Origin of the sequence: Sorangium aterium (assembly GCF_028368935.1) — a bacterium.
In the GTDB taxonomy this organism is placed as follows: domain Bacteria; phylum Myxococcota_A; class Polyangia; order Polyangiales; family Polyangiaceae; genus Sorangium; species Sorangium atrum.
Map to the genome: position 1 here is coordinate 916,234 of NZ_JAQNDK010000001.1, position 13,012 is coordinate 929,245.

Annotated in this window: 11 protein-coding genes; 4 read left to right on the top strand and 7 right to left on the bottom strand. The window is 67.1% G+C overall.

From position 1 onward, the window contains the following. The first annotated feature begins 43 nt into the window (after nt 1-43). Both POL72_RS03200 and POL72_RS03205 read left to right on the top strand, forming a co-directional pair. The gene (locus tag POL72_RS03200; protein ID WP_272093507.1) at nt 44-280 is read left to right on the top strand and encodes a hypothetical protein; all 237 of its coding nucleotides are present in this window, start codon (nt 44-46) and stop codon (nt 278-280) included. Nucleotides 281-446: 166 nt separating this feature from the next. Further along, nucleotides 447-1,487, top strand: a complete 1,041-nt coding sequence (locus POL72_RS03205) for a Gfo/Idh/MocA family protein (protein WP_272093508.1) — start codon at nt 447-449, stop codon at nt 1,485-1,487. A gap of 99 nt (nt 1,488-1,586) precedes the next feature. Here POL72_RS03205 and POL72_RS03210 read toward each other — a convergent pair whose 3' ends face one another. The 5 genes from POL72_RS03210 to POL72_RS03230 all read right to left on the bottom strand — a co-directional run bounded on the left by POL72_RS03210 (nt 1,587) and on the right by POL72_RS03230 (nt 6,909). Continuing rightward, complete coding sequence (locus POL72_RS03210) at nt 1,587-2,222, bottom strand: HD domain-containing protein (protein WP_272093509.1); 636 nt, start codon at nt 2,220-2,222, stop codon at nt 1,587-1,589. Nucleotides 2,223-2,640: 418 nt separating this feature from the next. Next, the gene (locus POL72_RS03215) at nt 2,641-3,828 is read right to left on the bottom strand and encodes a family 16 glycosylhydrolase (protein WP_272093510.1); all 1,188 of its coding nucleotides are present in this window, start codon (nt 3,826-3,828) and stop codon (nt 2,641-2,643) included. A 30-nt stretch (nt 3,829-3,858) separates the two neighbouring features. Continuing rightward, nucleotides 3,859-5,610 (bottom strand): glycoside hydrolase family 43 protein, encoded by a 1,752-nt coding sequence (locus POL72_RS03220; RefSeq protein WP_272093511.1) that lies wholly within the window; start codon nt 5,608-5,610, stop codon nt 3,859-3,861. 237 nt (nt 5,611-5,847) lie between these two features. Next, a complete protein-coding gene (locus tag POL72_RS03225) occupies nt 5,848-5,988 on the bottom strand; it encodes a hypothetical protein (protein ID WP_272093512.1) in 141 nt (46 codons plus the stop codon). Between the two features lie 3 nt (nt 5,989-5,991). Continuing rightward, nucleotides 5,992-6,909, bottom strand: a complete 918-nt coding sequence (locus POL72_RS03230; RefSeq protein WP_272093513.1) for an endo-1,4-beta-xylanase — start codon at nt 6,907-6,909, stop codon at nt 5,992-5,994. Between POL72_RS03230 and POL72_RS03235 the strand changes: the two genes are divergently transcribed. Beyond that, nucleotides 6,878-7,234, top strand: coding sequence for a hypothetical protein (locus POL72_RS03235; protein ID WP_272093514.1), 357 nt, complete (start codon nt 6,878-6,880; stop codon nt 7,232-7,234). The two genes, POL72_RS03230 and POL72_RS03235, sit on opposite strands and share 32 nt — an antisense overlap. Nucleotides 7,235-7,310: 76 nt before the next feature. Here POL72_RS03235 and POL72_RS03240 read toward each other — a convergent pair whose 3' ends face one another. After that, entirely contained in the window at nt 7,311-9,263 is a 1,953-nt protein-coding gene (locus tag POL72_RS03240) for a DUF1552 domain-containing protein (RefSeq protein ID WP_272093515.1), read from the bottom strand. A 573-nt stretch (nt 9,264-9,836) separates the two neighbouring features. Continuing rightward, a complete protein-coding gene (locus POL72_RS03245) occupies nt 9,837-10,970 on the bottom strand; it encodes a carboxylesterase family protein (protein ID WP_272093516.1) in 1,134 nt (377 codons plus the stop codon). A 1,147-nt stretch (nt 10,971-12,117) separates the two neighbouring features. On the opposite strand from POL72_RS03245, the gene POL72_RS03250 reads away from it, so the two are divergent. Next, nucleotides 12,118-12,903 carry a CE1 family esterase gene (locus tag POL72_RS03250; protein WP_272093517.1) on the top strand — a complete coding sequence of 262 codons (786 nt, stop codon included), beginning with the start codon at nt 12,118-12,120 and terminating at the stop codon, nt 12,901-12,903. The last annotated feature ends 109 nt before the right edge of the window (nt 12,904-13,012 follow it).

Consider the following 13,012-nt stretch of genomic DNA (forward strand, 5'->3'; position numbering starts at 1 on the left):
GGCCGAGCTTGCCCCTTCCCTGATCAGGAGACGTCGGATGTGGATGAGCGTGAAGCTGGTGGGTGCCGTGATGGTGAGCGTCGGCACTGGCTTTGCATGCGGCTTTGCAGGCGGCTTTGCGGGCGCAGCATGGGCCGCGGGCGGGACGGCGGACGTCCCTGCATCGGTTGCCGACGGGAAGGATTTCGGCTGCAGCGCCAAAGGACAGCAAGCCTGTCCGATGCAGGGGCTGGATCAAGGCGGTTCTGTACAAGGCAGAGTACGCCGCGAAACACGGTGACGCCGCGCTCCGAGGCGCCGCGCCCTGCTCTCGCCCTCTCCGCTCCTCGCGCTGGGCGCGCGCGCTCCTTCCAGTTCCAGGCCCTGGCCCTACCCGTCGGGTCGATTCACGTCGAGCGTTCATAGACGCGCCGTCGGCCACCCGCGTCGCGCGCTGCAAGGTGCCCATGTCCACATCTGCACAAGATCCGAAGTCGAGCGAATCCATCACCCCCGTGCGCTGGGGCGTCCTCGGGGCGAGCAACTTCGCGTTGAAGGTCAGCCTGCCCAGCATGAAGCGAGGGCCCCTGACCCAGATCGCCGCGCTGGCATCGCGCGACATCGACAAGGCGCGCGCCGCCGCGCAGCCTCTCGGGATCCCGAAGGCGTACGGCAGCTACGATGAGCTGCTCGACGATCCGGAGATCGAGGCCGTCTACAACCCGCTGCCCAACCACCTGCACGTGAAGTGGTCGGCGCGCGCCGCCCGCGCCGGCAAGCACGTCCTGTGCGAGAAGCCGATAGCGCTCAGCGCCAAGGACGCCGCGGCGCTGGTCGACGTGCAGCACGAGACGGGCAAGCGGATCGCCGAAGCGTTCATGATCCGCTACCACCCGCAGTGGCAGCAGGCCAGGGAGTGGGTGCGAAGCGGCCGGATCGGCGAGCTGGTCAGCGTCCAGGCGGCGTTCTCGTATTTCAACCGCGACGCCACCAACATCCGCAACAGGGAACAGGTCGGGGGCGGCGCGCTCTACGATATCGGCTGCTATGCGGTGAACACGTCGCGCTTGCTGTTCGGGCGCGAGCCCGTGCGGGCGATGGTGCTCGTCGAGCGCGATCCCGAGTTCGGCACCGATCGCTTGACCTCGGGCCTTCTCGACTACGGCGGCGCGCACCTGACCTTCACGTGCAGCACGCAGGCGGTGGCCTACCAGCGCGTGAACGCGCTCGGGACCAAGGGCCGAATCGAGATCGAGATCCCGTTCAACGCCCCCGCCGACCAGCCGTGCAAGATCTTCCTCGATGACGGCTCGACGCTGAACTGCAGCTCGGCCAAGGTCACCTCGTTCCCCGTCGTCGACCAGTACCACCTGCAGAGCGAGGCGTTCTCGCGCGCCATCCGCACGGGCGGCCCCGTCGAGAATTCGATCGAGGTCGCGGTCGGCAACATGCGGGTCATCGACGCGCTCTTCCGCTCCGCCGAGAGCAGGCGCTGGGAGAAGATCTAGCTCCGCGCGTCAGAAATCCCGCCAGAGACACCGGTCGATGACGAGCGGGCCGCCGAGGGTGTGATTGACTGACTACGGATCTCGACGCGCTGGGTCCGGTCACTCCTTGAACGGCGCCGCCAGGATGACGTCGTAGAAATTGGGGGCATGGAAGCCCGGGACCAGGCGCTCGGCGATGTCGGCCGTGAAGTTGTAGAAGGCCGTCTCGGGCTTGCTGGCGAGCATATCAGCGATCGCCTGCGGAAATGCGCGCTTGAAATCGAGACGCGGGTACGCGTGGAGCACCTCATCCACCTCGTCCGCGGAGAGCTCCTTCAAGTCCTTGCCGGTGATGTCCATGATGGTTCCGACGTGGAGCAGCGCCACCTCGGGCCGCTTGTAGGGCGGGACCCCCCTCACGGTGTGCAGCGCAATCGCGTCCCACACGACGCCGATCGCCTCCTCGGGCACGCCGTGCTGCTTCAGGAACTCGCTCGCCGCGTTTGCGCCCTCGACCTCGTACCGCTCCGGGCCCCGGAACCTCTCGGCCAGGCCGAGGTCATGGAGCGCCGCCCCGAGGTAGAACAGCTCGAGATCGAGCTCGAGCCCGCGCCGCTTCGCGAGGAGCGCGCCGAAGATGTACGTGCGCATGACGTGGTTGAAGAGGAAGGGCGCCGACATGTCCCGCGCGAGCTCGGTCGCTTCCGCGGCCAGGTGGCTGTCAGGGATGCGGATGCCAGCGATCTCGTTCTTCACGGTCCTCTCTCCTTCGTGGGGCGCCGAGCCCGGAGGGAGTCTTCGGCCTAGCGCCCGGCCGGGCACAGGACCTGTGCCCTCGGGCTGATGTTCTTCAGGCCGGCTAGATTCCACCCGTCGGCGTGTCAGGATCGGCTATTCAGCTCCGCGGCATTCTGCCGCTCTTCTTGCCGAACAACCTGCGGGCGACCAGGCGTGGCCACCATCGGAAGGATCCGCCAGCTTGGGTCAACGACACACCCGATGTGCGTTGACCAGGTCCTCCCGTGCCTTGCCGGGAAGAATGGAAATACAGAGAAGGGTCCGCCGCGTTGAACTCTCGCCCCGGATCCCCGGCCGGACTCCTGGAGGGTGGGACTCGCCGCGCCCCGCGGCGCCCGGCCGTCACGGCCGCGGCGCCTTCGAGCATCCTGCGAGGTCAGCCGCGGGGCCGGCGCCGTCGCATCGCCAGGGCGGAAAGCCCCAGGGCGAGCGCTGCGGCCCACGAGCTCGTCGTGGCGCTGGCTCCGGCGACGACGCACCCGCAGCCTCCGTCGGAGGACTCGTCGTCCGGCATCGTTCCGTCGCTCCCACCTCCCTCGCCCGTCGCGCCGGCGCCCACGGAGGCGCTGACCCCCGTCGTGGCCCCGACCTCGCCGCTGCCGGAGGAGCTGGCTGTGGCCCCCGCCCCGCCCTCGCCGCTGCCGGAGGAGCTCGCCGTCGTCGCAGCCCCGCCCTCGCCGCTGCCGGAGGAGCTGGCCGTCGTCTCCGCCCCGCCCGCGCCGCTGCTGGAGGCGCTGGCTGTCGCCCCCGCCCCGCCCGCGCCCGCGCCGGTGCCCGTCCCGGTGTCCTCATCGCGGGGCACAGCGCCGGTGAACCCGGTCTGCCCCTCCCGTGTCAGCGACAGCACCAGCGTGCCGTCCTTCACCGTCACGTTCTGCGGGTCGAAGTCCACGCGGTTCCCGTCGAACGTCCAGTCCCCTTTGCTCCATCGCGTGCTGTCCAGGGAGTTGAAGTCGTCCTGCCACGCGAGCTCGAAGTTCCCGTTGTTGTAACGATAGTACTTGATCCAGTTGACGAACTGGTGCTGGGGGAGGGCGGAATCGTCGAACGCTCCGACCCATTCGGTGGCGTCGGAGGACCACGTGTTGAAGCGAAACGACTGGGGATTCTTCAGGGAGGTCACCTGCGCCCCCGTCGTTCTCTTGATCTCTCGCCCATCGATGCTCCACGCCACGTAGTCCGGCGTCCACTCCAGCGCGTAGGTGTGATAGGCGTCCGCGAGGGAGACGCCCGCGTTGTGCACCTGCTCCGACGTCACCCTCGTGCCCATCCCGGTGATGATGTTGGACTGCCAGCTCCGGGCGTTGTCCTTCCCGAAGACCTCGATGTCGATCTCCTCCCAGAACGCGCCGGACATCTCGGAGCCGTTCTTGTAGGTGAAGAAGGTCGACAGGATGCCGCTCCCGCGCGACATGCGCATGCGCATCTCGATGCGACCCTGAAGATAGCTCTGGGACGAGTAGACCTCTGCGCCCTTGTAGGGCTTCGCGGCCGCGGTCGAGCTGAAAGCGAGCGCCAGCGAGGCGGCGGCGAGCATTGAACCTGAGCGAACTCTCGTGAACATGATCAAACCTCCAATGATTGCACCAGACCGTCAATTCGCGGCGGCCCCGCTCCGCCCGGCTTCTCGGGCACGACGCCGCCGCGCGGCGACCGCGCCCAGCGCGATCAAGGCTGCGAGCGCGCCCGCGGGGGAGCTGGGCCCGGATTGGACCCGGAAGGCGCACCCGCCCTCGTCGCCGCTGGCGCCGCCAGCGGTCGCACCGCCAGCGCCGCCCGTGCCGCTCCCCGCCGTGGCTCCGCTGCCCGCCGTGGCTCCGCTGCCGGTGGTCGCTGCGCTGCCGCTGCTCACACCCCCGCCCGCTCCGCCGCTGCCCGTCGCTCCCCCTTCACCCACGTCCGGAGCGCCCCCGGCGCCAGCGCCCCCGGCGCCCGTCGGATCGGGATCCGGGGCGTCGAGCGGAGTGAACTTCCACCAGTTGACATTGAACAGGAAACCGCTCCCACCGGTGAACTTCAGGTACAGATCGTGTATCCCTGTCGCGCCGTCGACGGCACAGGACGTGGTGACCCAGGTCTGCCAGCCGCCGGTACCCTCGACCATGCAGGTCCCCACCAGCGTGCCGGTCGCGCTGTCGAGGCGCAGCTCGATGCTGCCGCCAGCGTTCGCCGAGGCCACCCTCGCGTCGAAGGACACCGCGCCGGTGCCAAAATCGACGCCCTTCACCTTGATGTAGTCGCCGTTTTCAATCGACCCGACGTTCATTCCCCCCTCGCCGCATACCTCGGTCTCCACCCCGGATTCCCAGGCGATGGTCTCCGCCTCCGTCATGACATACGGATTCAGGTTGCCGACGCCGGGCGGGCCCTCCTTGCTCATCTTGATCGTCGGGAATGTGCCGTCGGCGTTGAACGTGAACCGCTCGACGGCGGCAGAGCGGTGATACCCGCCACCGCCCGGCAAGGCGCCGTTGTGATAGAAGAAGTAGGAGCTCCCCTTGAAGTCGATGACGCCCGCGTGGTTGGTGAAGCTGCTGCCCTCCGTGGGCATGATGACCCCCCGGTAAGTCCATGGGCCGGTGGGCTTGCTGCTCGTCGAGTAGGCGATGTACTCCGAGATAGGGCCCCCCGCGTACACGAGGTAATACAGCCCATCACGCTTGTAGAGCCACGGACCTTCTTCGTACTTGGTCTTGTGGCGACCATCGTCATTCCCGGTGCGCTGCCCGAAGCTCTCCGCCGTCATGGGCACGCGAACGACGTCTCCCTGGTAGGAGATCATGTCTTCGTTCAGCTTCACGTAGCACACGCTCGGGTTTCCCCAGTACAGATAAGCCTGGCCGTCGTCGTCGATGAACGGCGTCGGATCGATGTCTCCGCAATCCGCGGTGATCAACGGCCGCCCCACGGCGTCTTTGAACGGACCGGTGGGGCTGTCCGACACGGCCACGCCGATGGTCATCCTGTTCAGCGAGCGGCTCGTGACAGGAACGTAGTAGTAGAATTTCCCGTTCCTGTGGATGGCCTGGCCTGCCCACGCGTCTCCCTTTGCCCAGCTGAAATCGCTGAATTTCAGCGGCGACCCGTGATCCGTCCAGTTCACCATATCCTTGGAGGAATACACCCTCCATTCGTTCATCCCGAACCAGTCCGTGGCGCTGTCTTCGTCGTGTCCGGTGTAGAGGTACACCGTGTCACCGTGGACCATGGGAGCCGGATCCGCGGTATAATTGGTCTGCACGACGGGATTGTCCGCCAGGGAGACGGACGGAAGCGCGGTCGCGCCGCAAAGCAACAACGCCGCCCCGAAGAGCTTACGTTGGAAGGGTATCGTGTTCGTGGCCATTCTTGAATCCTTGCTGCTCTCCTGAAGGATGTCAGGCATTGCCGATGTCGTGGGTCGCTCGGTTCATGGCGCCCCGGCGCCTCCCGCCGAGTGGTTCGTCGTAGAGACAGCCGGCTGGGCGAGCTGGCAGCGATCGTCTCCCGCAGAAGGTGAACATCGGCGGCAGACGACGCTCCAGCTCTCCAGCCCGGCTACTCTCCGACGACGCGCACCGAGCGCCGTCGTTGAACCCTCAGCTCAGAACTGCGTAAGGAAATCCCAGACGTCGTGAGGATTCCAGGTCATGATCGCGAAGATCCGCGATTTGCCGATGCACAGGCTGGCGTCGGCCTGCTCGAGTCCGTTGTACGAGCGGAGATCAACGCTCGAGCGTGACATCAATCACCCGCGATCCAGGAAGTCCATCAGCCACTGCATGGCCGGCCGCATCCTGCCGTCATCATACTGGATGCCGGTGTTGTCCCGCCAGGTGGTGCCGACGATGTAACCCCACAAGGTGATGCCCTGGACCGAGGGGTGGTTCCAGTACATCGTGAACTGCTCCTCCATGATCTGCTTCTGCCTGTTGTCGTTCGCCTCGCCGATGTCGTACTCGGTGATGTACACAGGCTTGCCCAGCGAGGCGAGCTGGTCAATGAAGCCCTTGACGGTGTTGGTGTTGATCTTGTACGCGTCGTGGGCCTGCGCGCCGATGGCGTCGACCGGGGCGCCCGCTGCGATGACCGCCCTCGCGATCTTCATGAAGTTGTTGTGGTCGTTCTGATACTCGATGTTGTTGTAGTCGTTGAGGATCAGCTTCGCGTTCGGGCAGAACTCGCGGGCCCACTTGAAGGAGTTGACGATCCAGTCCCAGCCGCTGGCGCCGTCTCCGCCGATGCCGTTCTTGTAGGACGGCGTGGTGTGGGGCGGCGGCTCATTGACCACGTCGATGTACTTCGTCTTGGGGTAGCGCTCGCAGAACGACTTCATCCAGTCCCGCACGGCCGCCTGCTGCTCGTTGCCGGGGAGGCTCCCGACCCAGCTGGGCTGCTGGGAGCCCCACACGAAGACGTGGTGCTTGAAGATGATGTTGTTGTCCTGCGCGTACTTGTAGATCCTGTCGAGCTTGCTCCAGTCCTTGTTCCCGCGGCTCTTCTCGACCTCGCCCCACTTCCCCTCGTTCTCAGGCGTGATCTGGTTCCAGTACTTCGCGAAGCCGTCGCGCACGGCGCCGCGCGTCGTGATGTTGCCGACGAACTTGCCCGTGGGCTCGGAGCCGCCGGCTCCGGTGGACGCGCTGGTGGACGCGCTGGTGGACACGCTGGTCGAGGCGTCCGCACCGCCGCCACCTTCGTTTGATCCGCCGGTGCTGGCGCTGGTCGTGGCGCCGCTCGTCGTGGCGCCGCTCGTCGTGGCGCCGCTCGTCGTGGCGCCGCTCGTCGTGGCGCCGCTCGTCGTGCCGTTGCTGGTCGTGCCGGCGCTGGTCGTGCTGCCAGCTCCTCCCGCGCCGCCCGTGCCATCGCCTTCGCCCGCATCGGAGCATCCAGCGAGAGTCGCGAGCCCGAGCGCGATCCACGTCGTACCGCGCAGCCATCGAGAAGAACGGTTCTTATTCATGTTGGATTTCCGCAAGTTGAACAATTGAAGATGGGGATGCTTTTTTGAGCAGAGAGCCGACAGGCAGCGGATCGAGCTCCGAAACGTCTGGATTCTTTGCTTCTTCAGGCGATGATCGGGGCGACGAGCCCACCTTCGAGGCTCTCATCGCCGAAGTCGTCGAGCGGGCCCCCCTGGCCGTTGGTGCACCCGACCGCCGCGCCGATCGTGTTGAGCAGCTTGTTGTTGGTGATCTTGACGTCGACGAACTGGCCGGTCTTCAGGTAGCCCGCGGCGCCGCCGGCGAGGATGTACGGGACCTTCCGGTACCCGTGGTACTTGTCGGCGTTGTCATTGAGCCACACCGCCACGCCGTGATCGAGGAGCGTCCCCGAGCCGAGCTCGTACGACGAGAGCCGATCGAGCAGGTACTTGAAGAGCCGCGCGTGGATCCGGTCGATCTGGTGGTGCAGCTCCTGAGCGCCCTCGATCGGCGGGCCCGAGGTCCCGTCGCTGTCGATGCGGTGGGAGATCTTGTGGTAGCTCTTCTGCCGCACGCCGTGGATCGTGTACTCGGTCCCGTCGTTGCCGTCACCCACCTGGAGCGTCGCCACGCGCGTGACGCCGCACGCCATCGCGAGCGCGATGATGTCCATCTGCATCCGCGTGACGGCCTCCACGTTCTCGGATTTGCCGACGTTCGGCGAGATCGCCTCCATCTCGTCGACCTGCATCTCCGGGAGCTTGCACGCGAGCGCGACCTCGAGGTCGCGGATGCTGTCGAAGTGGAGCTGTAGCCGCTCGCGATCGCTCTTGCTGATGTCCTTCCGGCTCATGAGCGCCTTCATCTCCCCGCGCACCAGGTCGTTCACGCTGGTCCGACGCTCGACCAGCGACTGCTGGACCTCGGTGTCCACGTCGGCGAGGCCGAAGAGCTTCTGGTACGCGTTGGCCGGGTTGCGCTCGGCGGCGCGCAGCTGCTTCGGCCCGCGGTACGAGAGCACCTCGTTGATGTAGCCGGCCATCCTGCCCGCGTAGAGCGTCAGCGGCTCGACGCCCGCCGGGTTGAGCTCGGTCGCGATGCGGTTGTCGATCGACTCACCCATCGCCAGCGACTCGTTGCCCGCCGGCTGGTCCGACACGCGCGCGGCCGTGAGGCACTGGTTGCCGCCGCCGGAGTGGCCGCACCCGTTGCCCTTGAACGCGAAATCCACGCCGCGCAGCATGATGAGCTTGCTCGCGTGGTCCTTGAGCTCGCTGACAGCGCGGTCGCTGTCCTTCTCCATCGACGCGGCGGTCAGCGGGCCTGTCGCGCTGGGCCAGAACATCTCGGGCTCGTCGTTCGTCGTCTGCGCCACGCCGTTCGCCTGGCGCATGAAGATCGCGAAGGGCGGCACGTCGCCCGTACCGGCCGAGGCGCGCCGCGAGGCGAAGGTCTCCAGGAACGGGAGCGCCACCGTGACGCCAAAGAAATGGGGCGACTGCAGAAACGCCTCGAGCGCCGCGCGCACGCCGGCGGCGAACGGCTCCTCGCCCTCGAAGAGCTCCTTGCCGCGGTGGAACAGCGCGAGGTACGCACCCCGCTCGTCGTCCGTGATGGGGCGCCGGAAAGCCCGCTCGCCGAACCGCTCGACGAACGCCTGCGCCCGCGCCTCCGGCTCGGCCGGCAGGTCCGCGGGCACGAGCCGGCCGAGCTTGCCCTGGTCGGCGGTCACCATCGCCGCGAGCTCCTCCGCGGCGCGCTGGTAGTCGCTCCAGAGGCCGGGTGTCACCAGCAGCGCAGCCTCGTTGTTGTCGAACACGCCGCCGAGCGGATCGCTCGTGAAGGACGCCGAGAGACCGGGCCTGTCGTCGAGGCGCAGGAGGTCGCGCACCGTGTTCTCCCACTGCGCGTGGCTCAGCCGCGGGAACATGCTCCGCTCGGCGACCTGCGACGCCGCCGCGCCGCCCGGCGACGGGCCGTCGCCCTCGTCCTGGGCGCCCAGGGAGCCCGTGCACCCCGCGAGCAGGAGCGCCGTACCGCACAGCGCCCGCCTCCAGCGTGACAGGAGGGTCATCGAAAAAGACGGTCGGGTCATCCCTCTCTCCCTCTCCTGGTCAAGCGCTGGCGACCGAGCGGCCAGCTCAGCGTGGCTGTCAGTGCGCCTACCATCCAACGGAAATCGTCCTGTTCACTCCGTCATCGAGCGCGGGTCGATCTTGCCTGTTGCATGCGGTCCGCAACCGTTCAACGCTGGACGATTCAACCACGACGAGAACTCGTGAGCTGACTCACGAACAGGATCACGAGAGATCGCGCGGTCTCGAGGGGGCAGCCCGACAGCCGGCGACCTGCGGTGCGCCGATCCGCCGCCCGCGGCGCGCCGCCGAGCGAACGGCACAGGCGCCGAGATCCATCGAAGGACGAAGGTCTCGGTCCGCACGACGACCCACCCAAGGCGAAGGAAAAGGATACTGCTCCGGGGCAATGTGAGCGATCACATGATCGATGTCAAACCCAATCGACCCGCCCGCGGCTGTCCTCCGGCCCGAGGAAGGACGCTGACACGGACGTGGGGCCGTGAGAACTGGAACTTTCCGGCGGCGGCGCGCATGCGGAGAGCGCCGCCACTTACTCCGAGCGACGTGAAGGCGCGCGAGGAGCGCGGAGGCTACTGACGGTCGAAGAAGTCGAAGACGTCGGGCAGCACGAGCGGAACCATCCCTGGATGGTCCGCGTCGACTTCCTTGTACGTGATCGTGTAACCGCCAGCCATCATCCAGTCGCGCAGCGCGTGGCTCCCTGTGAGGGAAGGCGTGCCGCGGGTCCCCTCCGTCACGAAGATGGGCACATTGCGCAGCCGGTCCCACGGATAGCCCGACTCCTGGACGAAGGGTCCGGACATGGGCGCCAGCGCCTTCCAGTAGTCGGCGTACTTCGCGCCGATGTACCAGGTGCCGCCGCTCCCCATCGAGTGTCCGGTGAGGAACATCGAGCTGCGATCGATCGGGTACTCGTGCAGCACCAGCTCCAGGACGTTGATGACGTCCTTCTCGCTGAGCTCCTGGTCGCGTTCTCGCTCGGGCGTACGCATGGCCAGGAGCTTCTCCGCCTCCTCGGGTTGCCCGAACACGGCCGGCAGCCGCAGGAAGTTGCCGTAGGCGCCCTGATAGCCGAGCGGCGAGACCAGGAGCACGCCATGCTGGTCGGCCAGATTCACCATCTGCTTGTTGTTCTGATCCAGGTACGAGCTCTCGTCGTTCGAAGCGCCGTGCAAGAACATCACGAGGGGCAACTTCGACGTGCCGTCCCAGCGATTCGGGACGCAGACGCGGTAAGGAACGTCGGCGCCCGCCTCTGGAAAGCGGTACGTCCTGCGCTGGTCGCCTTTGGCGCGCCACTGCGGAGAGCTGGGATCGGCGACGGACTCGGCGAGCGCTCGCGCCTCGAGCACCTGAGTGCGCGGATCGAGCGTGGTCCCGAACGAGATGGTCACCGGCTCGAATTCGTCTGAACCGCCCGCCCCGCCCGTCCCTGCGGCGCCGCCTTCGCCGCCGGCCGCCGTCGTCCCGCCGCTGGGCGCCTCGCCGCCCGTGCCGGCGCCCGCTTGACCTCCCGCGCTGGCCGAGGCGTCCCCAGGAGCCCCCCCGCCGGGGCCGCTGGAGGCGGCGTCCGGCGCGCTGGCGCCGCCGCCACCTTGGCCGGTGGAGGCGGCGCCGCTGCCGGCATCATCGCTCCCGCAAGCGGCGAGCGACAGCGCGCAACCGATGCAGGCCAGTGACGAGAGGAATCGACGTGTCGTCATGCTCACTCCGGGGTCGAGATCAGCCCGTTCTGGGCGGGCTGCTCAGCGATCGTGGTTCTCCGAGGCCTCTTGGCGCGCGACTCGATGGCTCGTTCACCGATCGCAGAAAAATGCACTGACATCAACCAAGTCCACGTCACGAGCGAGCTGCCGGCGCCCGCACAGCCCGGCGGCCCCCAGCGCGACGCGTTGAGCCGTGCCACTGGGCCACCGATTCGCGCATAGCGGCCCGTGTGCCTGCTCAAATACGATGTCAGCAGTCTTGCGCGATCACGCGATGCGCGCGCATGTCGCAGGTGAGGCCTCGCGCCCGGCGCGAAACGAGCGATGCCGCCGCGACCTCATTCTTCCTCGCGCCCGGGACGATCGAGCGAAAAGAGCCAGCGCAGAGGCCCGATTCGGAGCCTAGGACGAACGGCACAGTGCGCAGTGCGGCCCCTCCAAGGCAAAGCAGCAGGACCCCCGAGCGCGCACCGTGGACGATCGCATTCTGGGCGTCAAACAAAATTGACGCCCTCCACTGGCCCGCGGCCGGTGCCCTGTTTGACGCGCCGCTTCGTCGGAGGAGCCACGCCAGCCATGTCCTCCCTCGGGCTCGAGGATACCCGCGGTCCCGTCGACAGGAGTTGACATCGATGATGTGAACGATCACAATGAACACCTTGCCGCGAGGGCGGCGAGCGAAAATCCAGCGAGACGGCTTGTTTACATCAAAGTCGCGCAAGCTCGCTGAATCCTAGCTCCGCCGTCGGACTCGGATCCTTCAATCAACTGGAAACAACCTCACCCTGCGGGCGCGCCTCGTAGAACACCGCCGGTGAGGGAAAAATCGCGCCTGGGTATTCGAATGACGAACCAACCTACACTCGTTCGAGCCACATTGTTCGCAGCGCTGGCCGGCTCTTGCGCCCTCTCGGCTTGCGGAGGTAGCGTCGATGGCGGCGCGAGCTCGTCAGGCGACGACCCCAACCCCGGGACGGGCGGGGCCGCCGTCTCAGTCAGCAGCGGCAGCACCACGACCGGCGGCACAACGACCAGCGGCGGCACAACGACCGGCGACGGCGGCGCGTCCGCGGGTGGAGCGGGCGGTGAAGGAGGAACGAGCGGAAGCGGTGGTTCGCCAGGAACCGGTGGCTCGGGCGGATCGATGGGAGGCAAGGTGCCCCCGGAGCCGAGCACGGGTTGCGGCAAGGCCAATCCGCAGACGGGCAGCGCGCAGAGCCCGCTCACCGTGTCGGGTCACCAGTACTACGTGAAGCTGCCGACCGGCTACGACGCCAGCAAGCCGTACCCGGTGATGATCATGTTCAACCCGACGAACAACCCGATCAACTGGGCAGAGCAGAACGCGGGCTTCGAGGCGACCGGCCCCAAGGAGGCCTGGATCCGCGTCTACCCTCACCCGGCCAACCCCAGCTCGGGCTGGGGGGCCAACGATGTCGCATTCTTCCAGCCGCTCTACGATCAGATCACGGCCAACCTCTGCATCGACAAGGCCCGCGTGTTCGCGGCGGGCGAGAGCTCGGGCGGCGATTTCTCCAGCATCCTCGGCTGCGAGCACGCGGACAAGCTGCGCGCGGTGGGCCCGTGCGCCACCAAGAACGTATCCCAGTACCCGCTCAACGCCGATACCCGAAAGTGTACCGGGCAAGTCACGGCGGTCGTCATCCACGGAAAGCGCGACTCGGTGGTCGGGACGGACAACGGCCCGAAGACGCGCGACTTCTATAACGATCTGAACCACTGCCAGGCGAGCACGACGCCGGTCGAGGGGTACACGGACGATCTCTCGAACTGCGTCATGGCTCAGGGCTGTGACGAGGACTATCCGGTCTATTGGTGTCAGCACGGAGACCCGAACTACAGCAACACCAACCACGGCTGGCCCGCGTTCGCGCCCAAGTTCCTCTGGAGCCTGTTCTCGACCTACTGAGGACATGATCGGCCCGGCGACGGCCGGCGCATGATGCCTGCATCAACCGGCCGGGGAGCGTGGCGGATGACCCGCGATCGCCCGTGCCACCGACGAGCAGCAGTTGGCG